The organism is Leisingera aquimarina DSM 24565 (assembly GCF_000473165.1).
GTDB classification, from domain to species: domain Bacteria; phylum Pseudomonadota; class Alphaproteobacteria; order Rhodobacterales; family Rhodobacteraceae; genus Leisingera; species Leisingera aquimarina.
Genome location: NZ_KI421505.1, coordinates 41,149 through 64,560 on the forward strand (window position 1 = coordinate 41,149; position 23,412 = coordinate 64,560).

Here is a 23,412-nt window from a genome sequence, read left to right on the forward strand (position 1 = left end):
CGCTCCGCCTCTGAAACAGGGGTGCGTGCCGCCACCCGCCATTATGCTGAGGGAATTTTGAGAATACTCATTCTTGCATATGCCTGCGAGCCGGGCAAAGGCGGCGAAGGCGAAATCGGCTGGGCGCTGGCAAACCGGCTGGCGGGCGCGCATCAGGTCTGGGTGCTGACCCGTCGCAACAACCAGCCTGCCCTGGCCGCTGCAAACCGGAACCCGGATCTGAAGCTCCTCTATTACGATCTGCCGCGCCTGTTCATCGTCTTGAAGGGCCGCGGAAAAAAGAACTTCCTGCTGTATTACTACCTCTGGCAGCTTGGCTCTGCCGCCGCAATCCGCCGGTTTGACCGGGTTCACGGCTTTGAGGTCATCCACCATCTGACCGGCGGGATGGACTGGATGCCCTCCGGCGCCGCCTTTCAGAAAAAGCCGTTTGTCTGGGGGCCGGTGGGCAGCGAAAACACCCATCCTCTGATCCGCAGGCAGATGCCCTGGCGCGCCCGGCTCAAAGATATTGCCCGCTCGGCTCTGCGCTATTGCCTGCGCAATCTGGCCCCCGGCGTCCGCCGCACCCGCGCCAGGGCGGATGTGATCCTGTCGCACACGCCGGGCAACTTTCCTGGCAAACTGCAGAACAAAGTGGTGCCTTTTGTGCAGACAGGGATTGAGTCCGCGCCGCGGATGGCGCAGCGGAAAACGGATTTGCAGCGCGGCAGGGTGATCCGGATTATCTATGCCGGTGAATTTGTTGATTGGAAGGGCGCGCTTCTGGCGGTCCGCGCCTTTGCCGGATTTCATGCCGCATATCCGCAGTCCCGGCTGACAATGGTTGGCGCAGGCAACCAGGAGACCGCGATCCGCGCGGTGATCCGCCGGAACGGTTTGGACACCGCGGTAACCCTGACCGGGAAACTGCCGATGGCGGCGCTGCTGAGCGAGCTGAACCGCGCCGATGTTTTTCTCTATCCCAGCTACCACCACGGGCTGGCGACCGTTCTGCTGCAGGCCATGCTGACCGGCCTGCCCACCGTCTGCCTGGAAGGGGACGCCATTGGCCGCGCGGTGGGTCAGGAGGCCGGAATAACCCTGCCGCCGCCAGGCTCCGGCGATGCTGCCGGAGTGCTGGCGCAGGCGTTACTGACGCTGGCCGGGGATGAGGAACTGCGGCAGATAAAAGCCAGGGTTGCAATGGATCTGGCCCTGAACACGTATAACTATGATGCAATCACGGCGCGGCACACAGACGTCTACTGTTCCCTTTTGGCGCAGCCCGGCACGGCAGCCGGATCCGTGTGAGCTGCCGGCATGATTTCCACCGCCCGCTCCCGTCCCAGCCCCCGCCCAAGGAGCACTCTTTCATTTTACCTGCGCAACGGGGCTGTTGTCGGGATCATCAAACTGGCGTCGGTGCCGCTGGTGCTGTCGATTTCGGTGCTGCTGGCCCGCTGGCTGGGGCCGCAGGAATACGGCGTCTATGCCATCGCCTGGTCGCTGGCCGCGATTGGCGCCGCGGCGGTCTCTGGCGGAGTGTCGCAATTTCTGACCCGGCGGGTGGCACTGCTGCACAAGAGCGGCCGGAAGCCTGAAATCCAGCCGCATATTGCCGCCGCGATGCGGCTTGTCAGCCTTGCAGCGCTTTTGTTCCTGCTGCTGCTCGCCGCCGGCTGGAGCACGCGAGCCATCCCGCTGCCCCTCACCGGCGGCACCATTGCGCTGATCTTTCTGGTTGCCGCCTTTATCGGAGTGATCAACATCGGCAGCGCTGCGCTGCGCGGGCTGGAGCGGGCCGCCGAAGGGCAGCTCTTTCTCCTGATCGTGGCCCCGGCGGCCTCGGCTGCTGTCCTGCTGCTGATGATCTCCCTGACCGGCAGCCGGACCGCCTGGGCAGCGCTGGCCGCAATAGCCGCCGGCTATGGGCTGGGCGCAGTGCTGGCGCAATTGCGGCTCGGACAGCTGACGGCAGGGTTCAGCGGCCCCGCCACAGACGCACGCGCCCTGGTCCGCCCTGTCGCCGCGCAAAGCAAAACCTACATCGCCTATGCGGTGCTGATGATCCTGAGCCTGCAGCTGAACCTGCTTCTGGTCGGTGTTTTGCTGCAGGCAGAGCACGTCTCCTATTACAATCTGGCGGATAAGGCGGCCCAGTTTGCCGTGCTGCCGGTCGGCATCCTGGAATTACTGATGGCGACCCGGGTTGTCAGCCTGTACGCCCAGGGCGACCTCAAAGCTCTCAGGAAGCTATACCTGACTCTGACCGCGGCCGGGTTTGCAGCAGCCCTGCTGATCGCCGCGCCGCTGTATTTCCTGGGTGAAGAAATCATCCGCCTGCTGCTGGGACAGACCTATGCCAGCGGCATTTACCCGGTGCTGCTGCTGCTGCTTGCCGCGCAGCTGGTGCGCGCGGCCTTCGGGCCGCTGACGGTGATGCTGCTGATGACGGGGCATCAAGCCTATTGCGTTGCCAGCCAGCTGGCCGGCGCGGCGGTTCTTGGCACCGCAACCTGGGTTCTTGTGCCGCAGTTTGGCCTGCAGGGCGCAGGCATGGCCGCCACGGCCGGCGTTCTGGCAGCCTATCTGCCGCTGGCAGCCGGCGGTTACCGGACCCTAGGCCTGCGGTTGCCGTTCCTATGAGCCCCCGCATGTTTCCCGTCACGCAGCCCGGCTTTCCAGGCTTCATCGAAGAACTGGGCCTGCTGGGCATCGAACCCTGCCGCGCCGCGGATCCCGGCGCCACCGCTTTTGCCGTGCTCAGGGCCGCCAGCGTGCAGCGCTGGCTGCTGGTGCCGCTGCAAGGCCGCGCGGCAGTGGCAGATGCTTTGCGGATGCTGACCCCGATGTCGCGCCGCGCACGGCTGGCGAAATCCGCCGTGCTGGCCCTCAACGGCGCGGGGCTGCGCCCGGTCTGGACCCGCAACCGCATCTATCTGAAGGCGCGCGCGCGCACTTCCTGCCTGCACAGCTGGCCTTCGGCGGCTTTCTTCTCGGGCACGCCGGGGCCCGAGCGCAAGATAACGGTGCAACTGCGCGGCGCGCACAGCCGCGAAAACGCCTATCTGAAACTGGCCTGCTCACCGCACGCCAACACGCTGATCTCAAACGAGGTGCGGGCGCTGCGATCCGCCCGCAAGCTGGATCTGTCGTCGGCGCTGCTGCCGTCCGTGCTGGGATACACCCGGTTCGGCCCCCGCCGTGCGTATATCTGCAGCGACGAGACCCGCCCCGGCTTCAACCCGGCCCGCACCCTGCGCCAAAGCCATTTTGATTTCCTGGACGAGATGGCGGCGAAAACGGCGGCCCCCCTCAGCTGTCAATACCTTCACGATCTGATGCAGAAGCATGCAGCGGCGGCAAAATCCCTGCCAGCGGCGCAAACCGATCTGGCCGCCCGCGGGCTGGAAACCCTGCGCCGTATCCTTGCCCGCAGCCCGGTGCATGCTGCCTTGGCGCATGGCGATTTCACCCCCTGGAACTGCACCGCTACCGGCTCCCGCCTTTATGTCTTCGACTGGGAGCTTTCGGCCCGCCAGCCGCTTGGCTGGGATCACCTGCATTTCTGGCGCAGCAGCGGCACAGCGCCGCCCTGCGGCGACCCCGTCCCGCTGCTGCGCCAGATGCAGGCGCGCTGGCATCACGGATCGGCCGGGAGCGCCAGGTTCCTGCTGATTGCTTATCATCTGGACCGGATTTTCCGGCGCAATGCCTGCCCTGCCAGCCCGGAAATGCTGCAGCGCCTGCTGGCAGCGCCGGCGCAGGACGCCGCATGATCGCGCCGGTGCATCTGATCTATTTTGCCATTGTCCTGGCAGCAGGCCTCGCATCCCTGGCGGCACTGCAGGTCAGGGGCCGGCCGGGGCAGCTGCTGGTCAGCCTGCCGGTTGTCGTGCTGGTCTCGCTGGCGGTCAGCTGGCGCGATGTCCAGCTTGGCGCCGACACCCGGATCTATCTGGAGATGTACAGCCACCCCCACCGGTTCGAGAGCTTTGTCGAGACCGCATATATCACTGCCATCCGCCTGCTGCGGCACATCAGCACCGACGGCACGTTCTACCTGTTTGCCAGCGCCTTTGTTACCAACCTGATTGTCTATCTCGGCTTTGCACGCTTCAATCCCCGTCTGGCCGGCTTTGCCTTTGCGCTTTATTGCGCCTCACCGGTGTTCTGGACCGTGAACATCCTGATCCTGCGCAACGGCCTGGCGGCAGCGCTTATCCTGCATGCCACGCTGATCCTGGTCACCGCCGGGCGCACCCGCAGTTTCTTTGCCCTGGCGCTGGCGGGCGGCGGGTTTCACTATTCCGCTTTGGGGCATGCGCTGTTCCTGTCCGCGGCGGATCTGTCCACCGCCCGGCGCGCGGGGCAGGCCGCTGGCGCGCTGATCTGCGCTGCCGCGGCCCTGTTCCTGGTCTTTCCCTATGTGTCCGCAAGCGCTGCCCCTTGGATCGAGCGGTTCGAGGATTATCAGCATTACGCCGCCACCGGACAGTTCGCCTATGAAAACGCATCGCTGAAACCGCAGCACGCGATCCCGCTTCTGGTGTTCCTCGGCGCGCTGCTGGAATGGCGGCGGCTGCAAGACACCGAGCGGCTGCTGCTGCGCTACTACCTGGCGCTGCTGATCCTGGCGGCGGTGTTCTGGGACAATGTCCTGTTCCGCGACCGGATATACCTGCCCGCCCAGTTGATGGAGCCGCTGTTCCTGGCACTGTTCCTGCGGCGGGTGCTGCGCGAGGACGTCCTGTTTGCCGTCGGCGGCTTTGCCTTCTTCCTGACGATGGCAGCCGGGACAATCCTGATCTGGGGGCCGCGCAATGTCCTGCAATTTTACTGAATCGGTGCCCGCCCCGGCGCAAAACCGCATTGGAAATGCTGACATGAACGGCATCAGCCTGCCACAGCGCGACCAGCTGCTGCTCCGCTTCTTTGCCTGCCTGGAGGAACACGGCGTCTCATATTGCGTGCTGTCCGGCCTGTCTGCACAGAACCCGGAGTATGATCTGGACGTGGATATCTCTGCCGCCCCCGCCGACAGTGCCCTGATCGCCAGGCTTGTGCGGGCATTCGCGCGCGATAACGATCTGCTGCTGCTGTTTGATATCTGGTCCGGCACCTGCAGCCGCGCCTATACCCTGGTTCAGCGCGGCAGCGCCGGGCGGGTGATGCTGAAGCTGGACATCATGGCGGGTTACGGCTCCTTCAGCACCGGCGAAGTTCTGCGCCACGCGGAACTTGCCCGCAACAGGGTCAATAACGGCATGTTCTGGAGCCTGTCGCCGCAATCAGAGCTGGCCTATCTGGCAGTCCGCCATGTGCTGAAGAACGACAACCGGTCCTACCGCGCCGAACGGATCCGGGAGCTGCAGGGCACCCAGGACATGGGCGCCTTCAAATCCGCCTTTGCGCCCGTCATTCTTGACGCGGTCAAGGCCGCAGCGGCAGATCAGCTGCCGCAAAAGGGAACCACGCTGCGACGGCAGCTGGCGCGCTATGGCCGGGCGCGCATGGGCCTGCGCAGGCGGCTGGCGGCCGGGGCGCAGGAGATCCGCCGACGGGCACAGCGGATCCGGCAGCCGGTGGGCTGCAGCATTGCGTTTCTGGGGCCGGACGGCTCTGGCAAATCCACCCTGATCTCTGCGCTGCACAAAAACCTGTCACCGGTGTTTCACGGCGTGACCCTGCTCTACTGGCGGCCCCGGCTGCTGCCAACGCCGGGACGGCTCAAATTCTGGAACCCGGCGCCCGAAAAGCAGGAAAACCCCAACCCGCACGATGTTGTGCCGCATGGGCGCGCGGTGTCGCTGGCGCGGCTGCTCTACTTTGCCTGCGATTACATCCTGGGGCATTTCCTAGTGGTCCTGCCCCGGATGATCCGCAAGGACCTGGTGATTTTCGACCGGTTCCTCAACGACATCCGCCTTGACCAGCTGCGCTACCGCATGGCGGTTCCGGCGCGGCTGCTGCGGCTGATCGAACGTCTCGCGCCCAAGCCGGACATCATCTTTGCGTTGCACGGCCCGCCAGAGGTGCTGCACGGCAGAAAGCCGGAACTCGAGCTTCAGGAAACCGCCAGACAGGTGGATCTGCTGCAGCAGATGGCCCGCGAGAACCGCCATTTTGCGGCGGTCAATGTTGATAGGGATATTGAACACATTGTTGATGAGATCATTGAAACCCTCCTGGCGGCTTGCGCGGAAAACGGCGGAAAACGTACCGGGAGCCGCACCCGGTCCCGCCCCCCAGACAGATAAAACCGCGCCGCTCCTGTTTCTGGACTCGGTGTCCGACATCTACGGATCGTCCCGGATCGGGCGTTTCATCATCACCTTTCTGGAAGACGCCGGATATCCGGTGGATGCGCTGGTGGCGGTGGAACGCAACGCCCCCGCCGCCCGCTATGCCGCCCGCGCGGACCTGCCGATCCTGGTTATGCGGGACTTCCGGCAGGCGCCGTTCAAAAGTCTGGCCAAGACGGTCCGCAACTCTGTCCGTTTTGCCGCCCTGCTGCGTCGGCGTTTTCCCCGCCACCGGACCCTCTATTGCAACACCTTCGCGACCTTGCCCGCAGCCCTGATTGCCCGCATGTTCCGCCGCCGCTGCATTCTGCATCTGCATGAAACCGCCCCCGGCCCTGCCGCGGCCTGGCTGCTGAAGGCGGCCATACGGCTGTCCGGCCTGCGGGTCATCGTGGTGTCGCAGGCCATCAAAGACTCCTGGGGGCTGGAAAACGCCGCGCGGGTGCAGGTGATTCACAACGGCATTCCCGATCTGGATGCAGGCATTGCCGCCCTGGAGGAAATCCGCCGCTGGGACATCGCCTTTGTCGGGCGGCTGACGGCGAAAAAGGGGTTTTATGTCTTCCTGGACGCCCTGCGCCAGCTGGACACGCCCCGGCACCAAGGCACCAGAATCCTGATCCTGGGCGGCTGTCTTCCCGGCGAGACCCTGCCGCCCGGCACCTTTGCGGGCTTTACCCATCTGCAGCTGGACTATCTGGGCGAACGCCCCGACGCCGCCGCCTTTTTTGCGCAAAGCAAAACGGCCTGCATCCCTTCGCTCTTTGCCGATCCCTTCCCGACCACCGCGCTGGAAGCCCTGCGCGCGGGCTGCCTGGTGGTAGCCTCCGATACCGGCGGTCTGCCCGAGGCTTTGCAGGGAACCGCCAGCACGCTGGTGGCGCCCGGGAATGCCGAAGCGCTGGCCCAGGGGCTGGCAGCCAATCTGGCAGAGGCAGGCCCCGATGGCGCCCGCCAAAACCGCGCGCAATACAAGGCCCGCTTTACCCTCGACGGCTTCAAGACGCGGTTTCTGGCAGGACTTGCGCCGCAGCAGACGCACCCTGCCCCGCAGCTGAAGGCCGCCATTCTCGGCACCGTCGGGGTGCCGGGGCGCTATGGCGGGTTTGAAACGCTGGCGGAAAATCTGGTGCGCTATGCGATGGCGCAACACCGCAGCGAGGCGGATCTGACTGTCTATTGCAGCGCCTGCGCCTACCCTGCCCGTCCGGCCCGGTTTCTGAACGCCCGGCTGCGCTATTCGCGGCTGAACGCCAACGGCATTCAAAGCATCCTTTATGATGCCATGACAGCGCTGGATGCGGCACGGCGCGGCCATAACGTTCTGCTGCTGCTGGGGGTTTCGGGCGCCTGTGTGCTGCCGCTGATCCGCTTGGTGTCCCGCGTGCGGATCATCACCAATGTCGACGGGATCGAATGGCAGCGGGCAAAATGGCAAGGACCCGCCCGCCATTTTCTGCGCTGGTCCGAAGGGCTTGCCGTGCGCTGGTCGCATCAGGTCATTGCCGACAACCAGGGCATTGCCGATTACTTGCGTGAAACCTACGGCATCCCCGCCGAAGTCATCGCATACGGCGGGGATCACGCGCTTGCCGCCCATTGCACAGCCGGCAGCGATGATCCCGCGCTGCCCGCCTGCTACGCTTTGGCGCTGTGCCGGATCGAGCCGGAAAACAATCCCGAAATGATCCTGACAGCTTTTGCCCGGGCCGGGCAGCCGCTGGTCTTTGCCGGCAACTGGAACAACAGCGCCTTCGGGCGCAGGCTGCGGGCGCAGTTTGGCGAGTATCCCGCATTGCATCTGCTGGACCCGGTTTACGATCCCGGCGCACTCTGCCGCCTCCGCTCGAACGCATCGCTTTATGTGCATGGCCACTCGGCCGGCGGCACCAATCCCGCTTTGGTCGAGATGATGTATTTCAACCTGCCAATTCTAGCCTATGATTGCAGTTTCAACCGCTTCACCACCGAACAGCAGGCCACCTATTTCAAATCCTCCGCAGCGCTGGCACAGTTGATATCCAGCGGGTTTGACGATACCGCCGCAGCAGCAGCCCTGTGCGAAGTTGCCCGGCGGCGCTACAGATGGGACCGGATCGGGCAGCAGTACTTCGGCCTGATGCAGGCGGACACACAGAAGACATGAGGTCAGAGGCGATGCAGATAGACGAAACAGGGCTGCCAGGGCTGAAGGTGCTGACACCGGCACGGTTCGGCGACGCGCGCGGCTTTTTCAGCGAAAGCTGGAACCGGAAACGGCTGGCCGCCCAGGGCATCGATCTGGACTTTGTGCAGGACAACCATTCTGTTTCGGCGCAAACCGGCACCCTGCGCGGGTTGCATTTCCAATCCCCGCCCCATGCCCAGGACAAGCTGGTGCGCTGCGGCCAGGGCACCCTGTTCGATGTGGCGGTGGACATCCGCAAAGGCTCGCCCGCTTACGGCAAATGGTTCGGTATTGAGCTGAGCGCAGAGAACGGCAAGCAATTGCTGGTGCCCAAGGGCTTCCTGCACGGCTTCCTGACCCGCGCGCCGGACACCGAGGTGATCTATAAATGCACCGATTACTACGCGCCGGACTGCGACGGCGCGGTGGCTTGGGACAGCTGCGGCATCGATTGGGCATTTGACGGCACGCCTGTCCTGTCGGAGAAAGACAAAAGCGCACCCGCGCTGGCGGATTTCGACAGCCCCTTTGCCTGGGAAGGATAAGTGATGAAAATACTCGCAGCCGGAGGCGCGGCATGAAGATACTGGTGACTGGCGGAGCCGGCTTTATCGGCTCGGCAGTGGTGCGGTTGGCAATCAGCCGCGGCCATCAGGTGGTGAATCTCGATGCGCTGACCTATGCCGCCTGCCTGGCGAATGTGGCCAAGGCCGCAGAAAGCCCGCTTTATGCCTTTGAGCAGGCCGACATCCGCGACCGCGCCGCGCTGGACCGCGTGTTTGAGGCCCACAAACCCGATGCGGTGATGCATCTGGCGGCGGAATCCCACGTCGACCGCTCGATCGACGGGCCGGGCGATTTTGTCGAGACCAATATCACCGGCACCTATCAGATGCTGGAAGCCGCCCGGAAATACTGGACCGCGGCCGGCAAGCCGGAAGACTTCCGCTTTCATCACATCTCGACCGATGAGGTCTACGGCAGCCTGCCTGCCGACCCCGCGGTGATGTTCACCGAAGACACCGCCTATGATCCGCGCTCGCCCTATTCCGCTTCCAAGGCCGCCAGCGACCATCTGGTGCGCGCCTGGGCCGAAACCTATGGCCTGCCGGTGGTGCTGACCAATTGCTCCAACAATTACGGCCCCTATCACTTCCCGGAAAAACTGATCCCGGTGGTGATCCTCAATGCGCTGGCGGGCAAAGAGCTGCCGATCTACGGCGACGGCTCCAACGTGCGCGACTGGCTGTATGTGGAGGATCACGCTGACGCCCTCCTCTTGGTGGTGCAAAAGGGCGCACTGGGGCGCAGCTACAATATCGGCGGCGAGAATGAGCGTTCGAACCTGGAGCTGGTGCAGACGCTCTGTGCGATCCTGGATGGCAAGCGGCCGCGCGCCGATGGCAAGTCCTACAAGGACCAGATCACCTTTGTGACGGACCGTCCGGGCCATGATGCGCGCTATGCCATCGACCCCAGCCGCATCCGCGGCGAACTCGGCTGGCGGCCCTCGGTGACGGTTGAGGAAGGCCTGGAACGCACGGTGCAATGGTATCTCGACAATGAGGCCTGGTGGCGTGCCCTGCAGGACCGCGACGGCGTCGGCCAGCGGCTGGGCACCGGCAAGTGAAGGCGTGACCGGGCTGTCCTTGCGGACAGCGGCCTCCCCTCTCGGCGGCAAAGCCGCCTGCCGGGCAGCGGGACGGGAGTATTTGGGAAAAGATGAAGGGGAGGCGCGTATGATCCTTGTTTTCGGCAAGACCGGCCAGCTGTCGCGGGAGCTGGCGGCGCATGCGGGTATCATCAGCTTGGGCCGCGATCAGGCAAACCTGAGCGACCCTGAAGCCTGCGCGGCGGCCATCCGCGCCCATGCGCCTGCCGCCGTCATCAATGCCGCTGCCTACACCGCCGTCGACAAAGCGGAAGAGGAAGAGGCACTGGCCGCCGTCATCAATGGCGATGCTCCCGGCGCCATGGCACGGACCTGCGCCGCGCTGAACATTCCCTTTGTCACCGTCTCCACCGATTATGTCTTTGACGGCAGCGGCGAAGCCCCCTGGAAACCGGCCGATGCGGCAAGCCCCCTCAACGCCTATGGCCGCTCCAAGCTGGCGGGCGAGGAAGCGGTGCGCGCTGCGGGCGGCGCATATGCCATCCTGCGCACCTCCTGGGTGGTCTCGGCGCATGGCAGCAACTTTGTGAAAACCATGCTGCGGCTGGGACGCGAACGTGACCGCCTGACCATTGTTGCTGATCAGACCGGCGCGCCGACCCCGGCGCGGGATATTGCGGCGGCCTGTCTTGTGATGGCGCGGCAGCTGATGACGGGTCCGGGCAAGCCCGGCACCTATCATTTTGCAGGCGCCCCGCAGACCAGCTGGGCGGGTTTCGCACGCGAGATCTTTGCGCAGGCCAACGTGGATTGCACGGTGGAGGATATCCCCACCGCTGCTTATCCGACACCGGCGGCACGGCCCTTGAATTCACGTCTCGATTGCACATCACTGGAGACGGTTTTCGGCATCCCGCAGCCGGACTGGCGGATGGGGTTGACTGAGATTCTGAAAGATTTGGGAGAATTGGCATGACTGACGGCAAGACCGGCGCGGGTCGCAAAGGCATCATTCTGGCGGGCGGCTCGGGCACCCGGCTTTATCCGATCACCATGGCGGTCTCGAAACAGCTGCTGCCCTTGTATGACAAGCCGATGATCTACTACCCGCTGTCCGTCCTGATGCTGGCAGGCATCCGCGAGATCTGCGTGATCACCACGCCGCAGGACCAGGAGCAGTTCACCCGCCTGCTGGGCGACGGCAGCCAGTGGGGGGTGTCGCTCACCTATGTGGTGCAGCCTTCGCCCGACGGGCTGGCGCAGGCGTTTATCCTGGCCGAGGACTTCCTGGCCGGCGCCCCCTCGGCGCTGGTTCTGGGCGACAATATCTTCTTTGGCCATGGTCTGCCGGACCTGCTGGCCGCCGCCGATGCACAAACAGCAGGCGGCACTGTGTTCGGCTACCACGTGGCAGATCCGGAACGCTATGGCGTAGTCGGGTTCGACGACGCGGGCCGCGCACGCGAGATCATCGAAAAACCTGAGGTGCCGCCCTCGAATTATGCGGTGACCGGCCTTTATTTCCTGGATGGCACGGCGCCGGAACGGGCCCGGCGGGTCGCCCCGTCGCCGCGCGGCGAGCTGGAAATCACCGATCTGCTGCAGATGTACCTGGAGGAAGGGTCTTTGCGGGTTGAAACCATGGGCCGCGGCTATGCCTGGCTGGATACCGGCACCCATGGCTCGCTTCTGGATGCGGGCAATTTCGTGCGCACCCTGCAGGAACGCCAAGGCCTGCAGACCGGCTGCCTGGAGGAAATCGCCTACAGCCAGGGCTGGATTGATGCGGCCCAGTTGAAGGCACGGGCGGAGAAATTCGCCAAGAACGCCTATGGCGCCTATCTCGAAGGGCTGCTGAAGTAGGCGGCAGGCTCCCGCCAGTCATCCGCTATCACAGATAGCCTCTTCCGGTGGGCCCGGCGCCGCTGCGCGGCGCGGGGGTCGCGGCTTGCGGGTGCGCGGGCAGGGAATTGACAGGAATTCCTAACAAATTGACAACAAGGGCCATTTTCTAGCCACAGCAGTCCCACAGCCATTCTCGATTGCGCCAATAGGCCTGTCCTCAACCGGATTTTTCCTGCGAGGAGCACGCAATGGCACAGCGGCAAACGGAAACCCGCCCTGGGCAGGGCCTTGGCTGCCGCATGCGGCAGCAGCTGCTGTTCCGCACCGGCACGGTGCTGGCCGCCGGCTTGCTTGCGGCGGCGCTGGCCGGACCCGCTGCGGCCGTTCAGCCGCCGCCAGCGCAAGAGCCTGCCGCCTTGGTGCCAGTGTCCCGGCAAGTGCTGCCGCCCCTGGCCCATGCCCGTTTCTGCCTGCGCCACCCTGGCCAATGCGCAGTGCGCGGCGGCAACCCGCAGCCTGCTCGCTCCGCACAGGCGCAGCTGGCCGAGCTGGTGAGGATCAATCTGGCGGTAAACCGGGACATCACCCCGCAAACAGACGGCACCGTACAGGGAATTGCCGATGAATGGCGGCTGAATGCGGTACGGGGCGATTGCGAAGATTATGCACTTCAAAAGCGTAAAAGGTTAATTAATTTGGGCTGGCCATCCAAATCACTCCGGCTGGCAACGGTGCTGGCACCGGATGGCACCGGCCATGCCGTATTGATTGCACGTTTTCACGGCAGGGATTTTGCCCTGGACAATCTCACAAATGAAATCCGGCCCTGGCGGGAAACCGGATACCGGTTTTTGAAAATCCAATCGGAAACAGATCCAAAAGCCTGGTATTCGGTTGCCGCGCCGCAAGCCGGAGACGGGTTGTCCTGAGCCCCGTTGCCGCAGGTCCGCACCCGCGTCAGGCGCCGCCGCGCCGCACAATCACGCTGAGTGTGCGCCACACGATGCGGGCCTCCATTGCAAAACCCGTATTCGCGATGTAATGCAGATCGGCACGCACTTTGTTCCGCGTGGCATCAATGCCTTCGATATACCCAAGCTCCACCTGGGCCCAGCCGCTGATGCCAGGGCGCACCGCATGCCGCTCCTGATATCCCGGCACGTCGGCCAGAAACCTGCGCGCATGGTGGATATAATCCGGACGCGGTCCGATCAGGCTCATATCTCCCCTAAAAACATTAACAATCTGCGGCAACTCATCCAAACGGGCGCGGCGCAGAAACCGCCCGAGCGGGGTGATCCGCTCTTCTTCCAGCGGGCAATCAGCAGTGCGGCGGATTTCCGGCGCGGGGCGCATTGTCCGGAACTTGTAGGCGGTGAACGGGCGGCAATCCCGCCCCATACGCAGCTGCGAATAAAGCAACGGCCCCCGGTTCCAAAACGGGTTGAGAAGCAGCAGGCCCGCAGCGCACATCAGTGCCAGCGGCAGCAGGATCCCGCTGCTCACAACCAGGTCAAACATCCGCTTGACCCCAGCAAACACAAGGCAGGACAGGGTGCTGCGGCGCGGCGGACGGACTGAATTATTAGGCAAATCCCGTTCTGGGAATTCAAAGTCAAACATTTAGCTTTAACACCTAAGGTTTAACAGAAATTTTAACCATTCGCCGCAATCAGGCGAGTAAACATTAGGCAATTATGTGCTGTGTAGAAATTGTGTCAATTGATTCCAAAAAAGGCACAGTTAAACATTCATAAGTTGTTATTAAATTGAAGCGCGCCCCGCCGCCGCAGGATCCAGCCTTCGTACGGGGCGGAGAGTCTTGAGCGTTCCAGATAGGTTTCCAGTAGCCGTTCCGGCAGGCCGAGAGCCCGGCCCATCACAGCCAGGCGCAGCCAAAGATCGCCGTCAAGCGGCTGCCGGGCCAGCGCCGCCTCAAGCTGGCGCAGGGCGGCTTTCCGGGCCGCAGCTGCCTCCGGGTCCGATGCGGGCAGCAGCGGGTTCAGGCCTTTTGCCGCTGCTATCAGATCTGCCGCGTATAGATGCAAAACCGCCCTGCTGCGGTGCAGATGCGGATCAAACACCGCTGCCGCTCCGGCTGGCGCGGCCAGCAGCGCCGCCACCAGCCCGCTGTCCGCCGACTCCAGCCGCCCGGCCCCGGCCTCTGCAGCCAGGCGGTGATGCGACTGGTGGTTCAGATGGCCGCGCAAACCCTGCCATTGCAGCCCTGCGCACAGGGCCGCCAGCGCCAGAAGCAGGGCCTTAGCTGTCATGGTAATAGCGGGCGTAGGCCCTCCCGTAGCCATAAGACGACCCCTCGCAACTGCCATAGGCAGCGGCCATTTTCGCGTCGAACATATTCAGAAAGACGCCATAGCACTTGCCGCGCAGCCGCGGGTCGCTGCCGAGGATGGCAGCGGCGTGGTTCACATTGGCGGCCCCCCATTTGGCAACAAAAAACAGCCCGTCCAGATTGTGCAGAACCGCGCGCGCATCCACCACCGGCCCCAGCGGCGGCAGATCGACAATCACACAGTCATAGACCGCCGCACAGGCGCCCAGAAGATGCTCCATCGCCGGGCCGCCCAGCAGCTCGCCGGTATGCACCGCCCGGCCGTGCCGGTTCGGCAGGATATGGGCGCCGGTCTCTTGTTCGACGCACAGCACATCCTGCCAGTCCGCCCCGTCCAGCAGCACATCCACCAGGCCCTGCTCAATATCGCCCGCCAGCGCCCGGGTCAGGCCCGGATTGCGCAAATCGCCGTCGATCAGCATGACCGAGGCGCCCTGCGCCGCCAGCAGCGCTGCAAAATTGGCAGCGGTGGTTGTTTTGCCTTCACCGGGGAAGCAGGACACAACACCGATGATCTGGCTGGCACCGCGCTGCGGCGCCTTCAGCGTCAGGCTCATCCTGCCAGTGCGCAGCGTCTCGGCAAATCCTGACAGCGGCTTCCCGGCACCATAGCGCAGGATGCCGGGAAACCGCACCTTCCGCCTGCCAAGCTGCAGATCCGCCGCCTCCGGCGGGTGCTGCGGCGCTGAAATCTTCTCCAGCCCGCCCAGAAACTCCAGCCCCAGGGTGGTTCTGATCTGCTCTTCCGTGCGCAGCCTGGTGTCCACCGCCTCCCGCAGCGCGCTCCAGCCCGCCGCAAGCAGCACCCCCAGAATGCCGGCCAGGGCAGCGATTTTTGCCAGCTGCGGCGAACTCGGGGTTTCAGGCACCCGCGCCAGGTTCAGGATCCGCGCGTCCGACACTGGAAAGCTCTGCTCTTGCAGCGATTGCTGATAGCGCTGCAGAAAACTGGTATAAAGGCTGCGCACGGTCTCCGCGCTGCGCTCCATCTCGCGCAGCTCCACCAGGGTTGTGTTGTCCGCCCCCAGCTGTTCGGCGGCAACCGCCTGCGCGGCTTCCAGGCTGGCCAGCCGTTCGCGGGCTTCATGCACATCGTTGCGGGCCACCACCTCCGAGCGTTTGATCTCTTCAAACATCAGCCCTTCCAACTGGATCAGCTCGCGCTGGCGCCGCCGGGTCTGCGCGTGATCCGCGCCCAGGCTGCTGCGCAGATAGTTGAAGTCCCGCAAGGTCTCCAGATACTGGCTGCGCAGGTTTGCAGTGATCGATTGGCTGGCGGTCGAGCTGACAAAGGCTGAGGTGTCATTCTGCGTGACGATCTCGTTCAGCCGGTTGCTGCGGGCCTGCAGCGCCAGCAGCTCCGCCCGCAGATCCGCCACCTGCTTGTTCAGCAGCTCCAGCTCGATATCCGACGACAGATCGCCGCCTGCACCTGCCAGATTGTTTTCGCGCCGGAATCTGTCGACCGCCTTGTCCAGCAGGCCGGACTGAAGCCGCAGCTGATCCGACCGCTCCTTCAGCCAGTTGGTGGCGCGCTGGGTCGCCTCGTATTTCGAGGCCAGCTGATCCTCGATATAGGCATTGGCAACCGCATTGGCGATCCGCGCCGACAGCGCCGGAGAGACCGAGGTATAAGTGATCTGCAAAACCCGGCTGCGCTGCACCTGGCGCACGGAAACATTGTCCCGCAGCAGGCTGACGGCATCCTGGCGGGCGGCTTCTGCCAGTTCCTGCGGCGTCAGCGGAATGGCGGGTTGTTCGTCCTGCACCCAGGACACAGCCGCTGCCGCCGCCAGCCGCAGCAATTCTTTCACCCCTTCAGCCACCCGCCCCGGCCCGGTTTTGGGTTCGCTCAGAAATACTTCGTTCTGCACCAGATCCAGCGCCGCAACCACCCGCGCCGCGATCTGCTCCGACTGCAGCACCTGGATTTCAGTGGTGATCTGATCCACGTCCAGCCGGACCCCTGACACCCCCGACAGTTCGCGGGCGTTTTCGGCATCCGCAGAGCCGACGCTGATATGGGCCGAGGCGGTGTAGACCGGTGTTGCCGTTGCCGCATAGGCAATCCCCAGCAGCAGCCCGCAGACCAGCCCCAGCAGCAACACCGGCCAGCGCCGCCTCGCCACCGCAAAGATCCGCATCAGGTCAAGGCCGTCGTCCTGCGCCCCGCCGCCTTCCGGCGCCTGCGGCACCCGCATCGGTTCATAGGTCATCTTCTGCATTTGGCACCTGAATACTGGCAAACAGCTGCCGCAGCGGATGTCCGCAAACGCAGCTGTTGCCCGGAAACCACCTAACCGGCCGGGCTGACAGCACCGCCCGGCACCCCGCCTGCGCTACTGCCGCCGGATCTGCCGCTGCCCGGGGTGCTGCCGGATACGCCGCCCGCAGCGTTGCCGCCCGGCTCCCCGGCACCGGTGGCCGGCGTGCCGCCTGCGGCCGCAGCACCGCCGCCGATATCCGCCGCGCCGCCGCCCGCCGCCGCTTCCGGCCCCCCAAGCCCGGCGCCGGGCGTCCCCGGTGCGGCGGGATTCGTGGCCGCTGTCTGCACATCCCCCGAGGCGGCGGTGAACCCCGCCGCCAGCCCGGCAGAGGGAGATTGCGCAACCGCCACAAGGATGGCCGCGCCCTGCTGAAAATTCCCGTCCGCTGTCATCTGGCTTGCGGCCTGCGCCAGGCCTGCGCCAATGGCTGCGGCCTGCTCTGCGCTGACCCCCTCCGCAGAGGCCAGGCCGGCAATCCTGGCCGCCGTGTCCGGATCCGTCAGGGCGACCGAGGCAATCAGTCCCGCCAGATCACCTTCTTGGGTCAGAAACCCTGACGGATCGGCCAGGAACAGCGCCAGCGCCGCCGGGCTTGCCTCCACCTGGGGCAGCGGGTTTTCCGCCCGGCCTGCCCCGGCCGCGCCTTCCGCCGTCTGCCCAGATACAGGCGGCGGAAACACTGCAAAGGTTGCAACAAACCCGGCCGCCAGCACCCGACGGGCTCCTGAAGGAAACGCAAAACTCATATCATGACCTCAAATGCCCTATTCGCGGCGCGGAGGGGGCCGCGCGTTTGCATCCAATGGATGCGCCTATTGCGTGTATAGATAATTACCCTAGCCTGCCGGATTGATGCGCTTTGAATTAAATCCCCGATAATTTTCACGCACGCCCTTTCTCCGGCCCTTTCCCGAACGGTCAGGCGGTCAAAACCTCAAAGCCGTCATCAAGAACCGCAACCGCACTCAGCTTCCCGGTTGCAAAAGCACCGGTATCCGCGCAAATCCGGCCGCCTTCCGCTCGCACATCCTCAACAATCGTGTGGCCATGGACAATCCAGACCCCGTCCTGGCGTGGCACCCGCCCGAAATTGCTGTGGCCCCAAACCAGATCGTAATCTTCTTGCACCTCCATTGGCCGCGCCGGGTCTGCCCCCGCATGCACCGCCGCCACGTTGCCGCTCCGCCAATAGGCCGGCAAAGCGCGGATCCAGCTGATCAGCCCGGCGCCCATCCTGTTTTGCAAACTGTCGCGCGCCGCAATCCAATTCAGATCCGGCATCCCAGCGTGCACCGCTTCAATGCCGAAACTTGCAAGGGTCTGGCGGCCGCCATGCCGCAGCCAGCCCTGCCCCTCACCCAGCGGATCGTCCAGAAACCCCAGCAGCATGTCCTCGTGGTTGCCGCGCAGGCAGACCACCTCCGGATCGCCGGCCTGCAGCCCGTGCAGCGCCTGCAACACCTGGGCGCTGTTTTCACCGCGGTCGATGTAATCGCCCAGGAACACCAGCCGCCCGCAGTCCGGCTGCACCGCAATCCGGTCCAGCAGCCGGCCCAGCAGGTCATAACAACCATGAATGTCCCCCACCGCCGCAAAACCCTCTGCCGGGGCCAGCGGCGCAAACGCCGCGTCCTGGCGCCTGCTTGCCTTATTGCGGAACCGATTGAAAAACCCATGCATGAAGCCCGCCCGCCTTAATTGGACAGGTTCGACAGATCGCCGTCGATCTGAACCGTGTCACCCGAAATTGTGGTCGCCAGCCCGAAGAATTTGCTGACCGCAACCGAGTCTGCATTGGAGACATAGACCACATCCCCGTCCCGCACGTCGAAATTCCGCGCCATGAAGAAACTGTCAGGCTTGCGGAAATTGGCCCGGTAAACCGTTGGAATATAATGCTGTTCAAACCCCGAGACATCCACGCCCATTTCCTTCAGCGCATGGCGGTGCTCGGTGCGGTAGATGAACACATGCGCCGGATCGGCCTGGTTGTCATCCAGGCCAACAGCTTGGGCAACGGCGCCGTTCAGATCCACGGTAGCCGCGCCAAAGGTGAATTCCCCCACTGTACCGGTTGCACCGAAGGCGTAGAATTTCTTGCTCTCGCTGGAAATATTGATGTTGTCCCCCGGCGCCACAAAGACGTTTTCACGCGGATTGGCCGTCAACGCTTCATAGGCGATCTTGGCGCTTTGCCGCCCCCGCGACAGGGTGACAAAAGTCTCATGATCCTCGCCGGTGATACCGCCGGCCTGGGCCACCAGATCCAGCACCCGGTCGCCGCTGTTGCGCAGGGTGAACACGCCGGCCTCCTCCACTTCGCCAATCACCGAGGCGCGCGGGTAATTCGCCTCCACGACCTCGATTGTCACCGCCGGGTTGATCGCTTTTTCCTCCAGCTGGCGCTCGATGATATCCTCCACCGCCGAGGGGGTATTGCCGGCCGCCCGGATCTTGCCCGCATAAGGCACCGAGATCATGCCCTTGCGACCGATCTCCTGGGCTGGCAGGGTGACAAAATTGCCCGGCCGCACCCCGGCTTCCTTGGGGATGAACAGCCCGCCCGACTGGTCCTCGAAAATGGTGATCTGTATCACATCGCCCGCGCCCAGCCGGATGCTCGGCACCTCGGCGCTGCTGGCACCAAAGGTCGAAAACGAGCTGCTATCGTCCTTGGTGACAAACGGGATGACCTCCCGGTTCACATCAACAACCACATAGTTATAGCCCAGCGTCGCGTCTTCGGCCTGCAAATGGCTGGAGGATTTTTCCAGAATCGCGGTCTCATCCGGGCCGTTGCGGGGCAGAAAGCTGCACGCGCCCGCAAGAACAGGCACCAACAACAGGCCAAGGGTTCGTTTGCAAATCATCGGGTTCTCAATTCTACGCGTCCAAAGCATTTTGCACAGGCTGAAACATACCACCCTGATGGCCTTTTTAGCAGAAATTACCGAAAATAAAGAGTTCTAATAAAATTTAATGATTCATTTGCGGATTGAGTTGTATAACCTCAATGCGTGCAATTAATCCCGTTGCGTTTTAACCCAATTCTGCAATCACCAAGCCGTTCCCCATGCTATCTGTCCAAGTTCACGGTCCCCCTGAAACTTCTCTGCCCTGCAGCTGGCCGGCAGAGCCCCTGCATTTCCGGTATCGCAGGGTGATACCGCTGCCGGTTGACCGGGCGGCGTGAACGTGCTGCAAAAAGCCACCTATGCGGTTTCTCCGCACCGCTGCCGGGATTTCTGCCGGGCCGGTCTGGCAGCTGTCCTGTTCCTGGCGGCGCTGTTCAACGGCTCGGTTTCCCCGCCCTATACCCAGATAACGGGATGCCTGGCGGCCCTGCTGGCCCTGGTCTGCCTGCCCGTTAAAACGCCCTCTCCGGACATCCGCCGCCTGGTGCAATTCACCGCGCTGATCCTGACTTTGGCGGCGCTCTGGGGCGGGCTGCAGATGGTCCCGCTGCCGATCGGCCCCCTGACCCACCCGGTCTGGCAGCAGGCCGCCGCCGCGCTGGACCTCAGCGCAGGCTATCTCTCGGTCAGCCCGCTGCGCACCCTGGCGGCGCTGCCGGCGCTGATCCTGCCCGGCCTGGTGTTTTTCAGCACCCTGATCCTGTGCCAATCCCCCCGCTCCGCCAAACGCGTCTGGGTCGCACTGTCGCTAACCGGCGCTGCCATTGTGCTGCTGTCCATCGTGCTTGAGGTGTTTTTTCCCCAGGCACAGGTCTTTACCAGCTACCCGGTCAGCCATGGCAGCTTTTCCGGCGTGTTTGTGAATCGCAATGCTGCCGCCTCGTTTTTCGGCCTCACGGCCTTTGCCCTGGCCGGCAGCCTCCAGATCCTCAAACCCGCGCCCCGGTTGCGGCGGTCTGGCCCGCCCCCCTCCCCTGCCCGCATCAGTCTTGCGCAGCCGGCGCTTTGGCTGCTGCTGTTTGCGGTGCTGATTGCCATTTTCGCAACCCGGTCGCGGGCAGGCGCCATGCTCAGCCTGCCGCTGCTGTTCCTGTGCCTGGCGATTGTCTCTGCCCAAGCGCGCCGCAGCGGCCGGGCCGGCCGGGTGCTGCTGGTGCTGGGCGGCGGCTGCCTGCTGCTGCTGCTGTTCGGCGAACCGGTGTTCTCGCGGCTCAGCGGCCCCGCCCGCGATCCGCGCTGGTGCGCCTGGGCCGGCACGCTTGCCGCGATCCGGGACAACCTGTGGACCGGCACCGGCTTTGGCACCTTTGCCGAGGTGTTTCCCAGCTACCGGGATCCGGTCTGCCTTGGCACCGAAGGCAGCTGGCACCGGGCTCATAACTCCTATCTTGAACTCATCCTGGGGTTCGGCCTGCCTGCCGCCCTGCTGCTGCTGGGCCTCAGCGTCCGGCTGATTCTGAATAGCTGCCTCGCCGGCCTGCGGTGGCGGCGCTCCCTGCGCGCAATCCCGGTGCTGACCCTGGGCGCACTGGCCTTTGTTTCGGCCCATTCACTGGTCGACTTCCCGCTGCAGATCCCCGGCATCGCCTATTATTTCGCCGCCCTGCTGGGCGCCGGCTGCGCCATCTCGGCCCTGGAAACCCCGCACCGCCAGTGATCCAGCAAAACCCGTGGCGGAAGGCACTGCCGAGACAACAGCTTCCGCTTCATCCGAAGGGCAGCCTGCCGGTCGCGGCGGGCTTGAACCAACGCATCCAGCACGAACTCCTCCTGATCAACGGCCCGCCAAGGCCAATGCTTGCCGCCTCCGATAGAGATGACAACTTCGTCCAGATGCTGTTTGCCACCGAGCCTGCCAACCGACCGGAGACGGATCGTTTTCAAGAACTACCACCCGAATTTTTTCCGCCCCCGCCCGCATTGCCTGATGTGCCGCGATGATGCCGCGCTCCAACTGAAGGTCTTCGACCATACGCAGGCTCAGGCGAACCGGAAATACGGCCAGACAGTGTAAGCAATCACGTCAGGCGGGAAACGGTAACAGCGATAGAGGCGGGTATCAGCCATGCCGTCATGTCGCATTTAGCACAGACCGCCACATTAACCTTACGGTGCCTTAGCGACGGCCTTGCAAAGGGAGCAATAGGCCCAAGTTTCCCGTCATTTGACCCGGAAAGCCCGGGCTCAGTCAGACAAGGGAAAGACTGCGGTGCGTTTCACTGTGCCGTAGACAAAACTGGTGTCGATCGATGCGATGCCGCCAATCGGGTGAATACGGTGGCGGATGAAATTCTCATAGGCTTCCAGATCAGGCACCAGAACGCGCAACTGATAGTCCATTGCTCCGGTCAGCACGTGGCATTCCAGCACGTCTTCGATCATCTGCATCCGCCGTTCGAAATTCTGGACGTCCGTTTCGTTATGCCGTTCCAGGCGGATGCGCACAAAGACGGTGATCGCCAGCCCGCAGGCGGCGGCATCCGCATCAGCGCTGTAGCCGCGGATAATCCCCTTGGCTTCAAGGTTCCGGACCCGCCGCAGGCAGGGCGACGGAGACAGGTTGACCGCCTCGGCAAGCTCCTGGTTTGTCATCCGCCCGTCCTGCTGCAGCGCGCGGATGATTTGTCTGTCCTTGTTATCCATGAGGACCCCGAATTGGCAGTATCTGCCAATAGTTACATTCATTGAAGCATCATTCGCAATCCATTACCCTTCAATCAGGCGTATTATGGCTGAAATCAGATTGAGGAGACAGCCATGACCCGCCCCGACGGCTTTGCCACCCGCGCCATTCACCATGCCTATGACCCGCAGGATCACGAGGGCGCATTGACGCCGCCTTTGCACCTGACATCGACCTTTGCATTCGAGACTGCCGAGGCAGGCGGCGAGATGTTTGCGGGGGAGCGCGCGGGCCATATCTACAGCCGCATCTCAAACCCGACCTGCGATCTGCTGGAGCAGCGCATCGCCACGCTGGAGGGGGCAGAAGCGGGCCTGGCGCTGGCCAGCGGCATGGGGGCGGTGACCGCTGTGCTGTGGACGCTGCTGTCGCCAGGAGACGAAGTCATCGTCGACAAGACGCTTTATGGCTGCACCTTTGCCTTCATGCGCCACGGGCTGGCGAAATGGGGCGTCACCATCACCCATGTCGACATGAGCGATCTGGACAACCTGCGCAAAGCGGTCTCCGCCAAGACGCGGGTGGTCTACTTCGAAACGCCGGCCAATCCCAACATGCGTCTGGTAGACATCGCCGGTGCGGCCGGGATCGCCCATGCTGCCGGTGCCCAGCTGGTGGTCGACAACACCTATTCCACCCCGTATCTGACCCGCCCGATTGAACTGGGCGCCGATATTGTGCTGCATTCCGCCACCAAATACCTCGGCGGCCATGGCGATGTGGTGGCCGGGCTGGTTGCGGGCCGCGCCGAGCAGATCGCCGAAATCCGTCTGGTCGGCATGAAAGACATGACCGGAGCGGTGATGGCGCCGTTCAATGCGATGCTGATCCTGCGCGGTCTGAAGACACTGAACCTGCGGATGGACCGCCACTGCGCCTCGGCCAGGGTGGTGGCAGACTTCCTCGCCGCCCATCCGGCGGTCCGCACAATGCACTTCCCAGGCCTTGAAAGCTTCCCGCAGCATGACGTGGCGAAACGTCAGATGGACCAGCCCGGCGCGATGATCGCGTTTGAGGTCGAGGGCGGCCTGGCTGGCGGCATCGCGCTGATGAACGGCCTGCAGATGATCCAGCGCGCGGTATCGCTGGGCGATGCAGAGACCCTGATCCAGCACCCGGCGTCGATGACCCATTCGACCTATACGCCTGAAGAGCGCGCCGAACATGGCATCAGCGACGGGCTGATCCGCCTGTCCGTCGGCTTGGAAGAGGTCGAGGACATCCTGGCTGATCTGGCGCAGGCCCTGCCCGCCCCTGTGCAGCACGCCGCCGAATAAGGAGAC

At 63.9% G+C, this 23,412-nt stretch carries 21 protein-coding genes; 13 read left to right on the forward strand and 8 right to left on the reverse strand.

The features are described 5' to 3' along the window. The first annotated feature begins 57 nt into the window (after window positions 1-57). The 11 genes from AQUI_RS29555 (at window position 58) to AQUI_RS28965 (ending at window position 12,840) form a co-directional block, all read left to right on the forward strand. A complete protein-coding gene (locus AQUI_RS29555; RefSeq protein ID WP_156916941.1) occupies window positions 58-1,293 on the forward strand; it encodes a glycosyltransferase family 4 protein in 1,236 nt (411 codons plus the stop codon). 9 nt (window positions 1,294-1,302) lie between these two features. After that, window positions 1,303-2,628 (forward strand): lipopolysaccharide biosynthesis protein, encoded by a 1,326-nt coding sequence (locus AQUI_RS0125560; RefSeq protein ID WP_027260039.1) that lies wholly within the window; start codon window positions 1,303-1,305, stop codon window positions 2,626-2,628. Window positions 2,629-2,636: 8 nt separating this feature from the next. Then, the gene (locus AQUI_RS0125565) at window positions 2,637-3,761 is read left to right on the forward strand and encodes a phosphotransferase (RefSeq protein ID WP_027260040.1); all 1,125 of its coding nucleotides are present in this window, start codon (window positions 2,637-2,639) and stop codon (window positions 3,759-3,761) included. Further along, a complete protein-coding gene (locus tag AQUI_RS0125570) occupies window positions 3,758-4,825 on the forward strand; it encodes an EpsG family protein (RefSeq protein WP_027260041.1) in 1,068 nt (355 codons plus the stop codon). The genes AQUI_RS0125565 and AQUI_RS0125570 overlap by 4 nt, the downstream gene beginning before the upstream one ends. A 43-nt stretch (window positions 4,826-4,868) precedes the next feature. Then, window positions 4,869-6,242: a nucleoside/nucleotide kinase family protein gene (locus tag AQUI_RS31400; protein WP_027260042.1), complete on the forward strand. Its 1,374-nt coding sequence runs from the start codon at window positions 4,869-4,871 to the stop codon at window positions 6,240-6,242. Between the two features lie 28 nt (window positions 6,243-6,270). Continuing rightward, window positions 6,271-8,433 carry a glycosyltransferase family 4 protein gene (locus AQUI_RS30400; protein ID WP_169730843.1) on the forward strand — a complete coding sequence of 721 codons (2,163 nt, stop codon included), beginning with the start codon at window positions 6,271-6,273 and terminating at the stop codon, window positions 8,431-8,433. 11 nt (window positions 8,434-8,444) lie between these two features. After that, entirely contained in the window at window positions 8,445-8,999 is a 555-nt protein-coding gene (gene rfbC, locus AQUI_RS0125585) for a dTDP-4-dehydrorhamnose 3,5-epimerase (RefSeq protein WP_027260044.1), read from the forward strand. A gap of 32 nt (window positions 9,000-9,031) precedes the next feature. Then, entirely contained in the window at window positions 9,032-10,084 is a 1,053-nt protein-coding gene (gene rfbB, locus AQUI_RS0125590; protein ID WP_027260045.1) for a dTDP-glucose 4,6-dehydratase, read from the forward strand. A gap of 109 nt (window positions 10,085-10,193) precedes the next feature. Next, a complete protein-coding gene (gene rfbD, locus AQUI_RS0125595; protein WP_027260046.1) occupies window positions 10,194-11,042 on the forward strand; it encodes a dTDP-4-dehydrorhamnose reductase in 849 nt (282 codons plus the stop codon). Continuing rightward, a complete protein-coding gene (gene rfbA / locus AQUI_RS0125600; protein WP_027260047.1) occupies window positions 11,039-11,929 on the forward strand; it encodes a glucose-1-phosphate thymidylyltransferase RfbA in 891 nt (296 codons plus the stop codon). The genes rfbD and rfbA overlap by 4 nt, the downstream gene beginning before the upstream one ends. Before the next feature lie 230 nt (window positions 11,930-12,159). After that, window positions 12,160-12,840, forward strand: coding sequence for a transglutaminase-like cysteine peptidase (locus AQUI_RS28965; protein ID WP_051372058.1), 681 nt, complete (start codon window positions 12,160-12,162; stop codon window positions 12,838-12,840). 28 nt (window positions 12,841-12,868) lie between these two features. Here the strand turns inward: AQUI_RS28965 and AQUI_RS0125610 are convergent, their stop codons facing one another. From AQUI_RS0125610 to AQUI_RS28980, 6 genes are all read right to left on the reverse strand, one after another. Next, window positions 12,869-13,432 (reverse strand): sugar transferase, encoded by a 564-nt coding sequence (locus AQUI_RS0125610; RefSeq protein WP_084294567.1) that lies wholly within the window; start codon window positions 13,430-13,432, stop codon window positions 12,869-12,871. 230 nt (window positions 13,433-13,662) lie between these two features. Continuing rightward, a complete protein-coding gene (locus AQUI_RS0125615) occupies window positions 13,663-14,184 on the reverse strand; it encodes a hypothetical protein (protein WP_027260049.1) in 522 nt (173 codons plus the stop codon). Further along, complete coding sequence (locus tag AQUI_RS0125620; RefSeq protein WP_027260050.1) at window positions 14,174-16,489, reverse strand: Wzz/FepE/Etk N-terminal domain-containing protein; 2,316 nt, start codon at window positions 16,487-16,489, stop codon at window positions 14,174-14,176. Before AQUI_RS0125620 ends, AQUI_RS0125615 begins: the two co-directional genes overlap by 11 nt. Before the next feature lie 71 nt (window positions 16,490-16,560). After that, the gene (locus AQUI_RS29560) at window positions 16,561-17,277 is read right to left on the reverse strand and encodes a hypothetical protein (protein WP_156916942.1); all 717 of its coding nucleotides are present in this window, start codon (window positions 17,275-17,277) and stop codon (window positions 16,561-16,563) included. Between the two features lie 172 nt (window positions 17,278-17,449). After that, window positions 17,450-18,211 carry a metallophosphoesterase family protein gene (locus AQUI_RS0125630; RefSeq protein ID WP_084294563.1) on the reverse strand — a complete coding sequence of 254 codons (762 nt, stop codon included), beginning with the start codon at window positions 18,209-18,211 and terminating at the stop codon, window positions 17,450-17,452. Between the two features lie 14 nt (window positions 18,212-18,225). Further along, window positions 18,226-19,401 (reverse strand): polysaccharide biosynthesis/export family protein, encoded by a 1,176-nt coding sequence (locus tag AQUI_RS28980; RefSeq protein ID WP_051372060.1) that lies wholly within the window; start codon window positions 19,399-19,401, stop codon window positions 18,226-18,228. 325 nt (window positions 19,402-19,726) lie between these two features. Between AQUI_RS28980 and AQUI_RS0125640 the strand changes: the two genes are divergently transcribed. Next, on the forward strand, window positions 19,727-21,103 hold the full coding sequence (locus tag AQUI_RS0125640; protein ID WP_156916943.1) for an O-antigen ligase family protein: 1,377 nt from the start codon (window positions 19,727-19,729) through the stop codon (window positions 21,101-21,103). Here AQUI_RS0125640 and AQUI_RS32610 read toward each other — a convergent pair. Together AQUI_RS32610 and AQUI_RS0125650 are read right to left on the reverse strand one after the other, a co-directional pair. Beyond that, window positions 21,037-21,330, reverse strand: coding sequence for a DDE-type integrase/transposase/recombinase (locus AQUI_RS32610; RefSeq protein WP_084294565.1), 294 nt, complete (start codon window positions 21,328-21,330; stop codon window positions 21,037-21,039). The two genes, AQUI_RS0125640 and AQUI_RS32610, sit on opposite strands and share 67 nt — an antisense overlap. Window positions 21,331-21,630: 300 nt before the next feature. Then, a complete protein-coding gene (locus tag AQUI_RS0125650; protein WP_027260054.1) occupies window positions 21,631-22,089 on the reverse strand; it encodes an Lrp/AsnC family transcriptional regulator in 459 nt (152 codons plus the stop codon). Window positions 22,090-22,203: 114 nt separating this feature from the next. On the opposite strand from AQUI_RS0125650, the gene AQUI_RS0125655 reads away from it, so the two are divergent. Then, window positions 22,204-23,406, forward strand: a complete 1,203-nt coding sequence (locus tag AQUI_RS0125655; RefSeq protein WP_027260055.1) for a methionine gamma-lyase — start codon at window positions 22,204-22,206, stop codon at window positions 23,404-23,406. Window positions 23,407-23,412: the final 6 nt, after the last annotated feature.

What these genes read in the sequence shown, in the direction of transcription:
- AQUI_RS0125560 (WP_027260039.1), top strand. Translation starts at nt 1,303, where the DNA reads ATGATTTCCACCGCCCGCTCCCGTCCCAGCCCCCGCCCAAGGAGCACT.
- AQUI_RS0125565 (WP_027260040.1), top strand. Translation starts at nt 2,637, where the DNA reads ATGTTTCCCGTCACGCAGCCCGGCTTTCCAGGCTTCATCGAAGAACTG.
- AQUI_RS0125570 (WP_027260041.1), top strand. Translation starts at nt 3,758, where the DNA reads ATGATCGCGCCGGTGCATCTGATCTATTTTGCCATTGTCCTGGCAGCA.
- AQUI_RS31400 (WP_027260042.1), top strand. Translation starts at nt 4,869, where the DNA reads ATGAACGGCATCAGCCTGCCACAGCGCGACCAGCTGCTGCTCCGCTTC.
- rfbC (WP_027260044.1), top strand. Translation starts at nt 8,445, where the DNA reads ATGCAGATAGACGAAACAGGGCTGCCAGGGCTGAAGGTGCTGACACCG.
- rfbB (WP_027260045.1), top strand. Translation starts at nt 9,032, where the DNA reads ATGAAGATACTGGTGACTGGCGGAGCCGGCTTTATCGGCTCGGCAGTG.
- rfbD (WP_027260046.1), top strand. Translation starts at nt 10,194, where the DNA reads ATGATCCTTGTTTTCGGCAAGACCGGCCAGCTGTCGCGGGAGCTGGCG.
- rfbA (WP_027260047.1), top strand. Translation starts at nt 11,039, where the DNA reads ATGACTGACGGCAAGACCGGCGCGGGTCGCAAAGGCATCATTCTGGCG.
- AQUI_RS28965 (WP_051372058.1), top strand. Translation starts at nt 12,160, where the DNA reads ATGGCACAGCGGCAAACGGAAACCCGCCCTGGGCAGGGCCTTGGCTGC.
- AQUI_RS0125610 (WP_084294567.1), bottom strand. Translation starts at nt 13,432, where the DNA reads ATGTTTGACCTGGTTGTGAGCAGCGGGATCCTGCTGCCGCTGGCACTG.
- AQUI_RS0125615 (WP_027260049.1), bottom strand. Translation starts at nt 14,184, where the DNA reads ATGACAGCTAAGGCCCTGCTTCTGGCGCTGGCGGCCCTGTGCGCAGGG.
- AQUI_RS0125620 (WP_027260050.1), bottom strand. Translation starts at nt 16,489, where the DNA reads ATGCAGAAGATGACCTATGAACCGATGCGGGTGCCGCAGGCGCCGGAA.
- AQUI_RS29560 (WP_156916942.1), bottom strand. Translation starts at nt 17,277, where the DNA reads ATGAGTTTTGCGTTTCCTTCAGGAGCCCGTCGGGTGCTGGCGGCCGGG.
- AQUI_RS0125630 (WP_084294563.1), bottom strand. Translation starts at nt 18,211, where the DNA reads ATGCATGGGTTTTTCAATCGGTTCCGCAATAAGGCAAGCAGGCGCCAG.
- AQUI_RS28980 (WP_051372060.1), bottom strand. Translation starts at nt 19,401, where the DNA reads ATGATTTGCAAACGAACCCTTGGCCTGTTGTTGGTGCCTGTTCTTGCG.
- AQUI_RS0125650 (WP_027260054.1), bottom strand. Translation starts at nt 22,089, where the DNA reads ATGGATAACAAGGACAGACAAATCATCCGCGCGCTGCAGCAGGACGGG.
- AQUI_RS0125655 (WP_027260055.1), top strand. Translation starts at nt 22,204, where the DNA reads ATGACCCGCCCCGACGGCTTTGCCACCCGCGCCATTCACCATGCCTAT.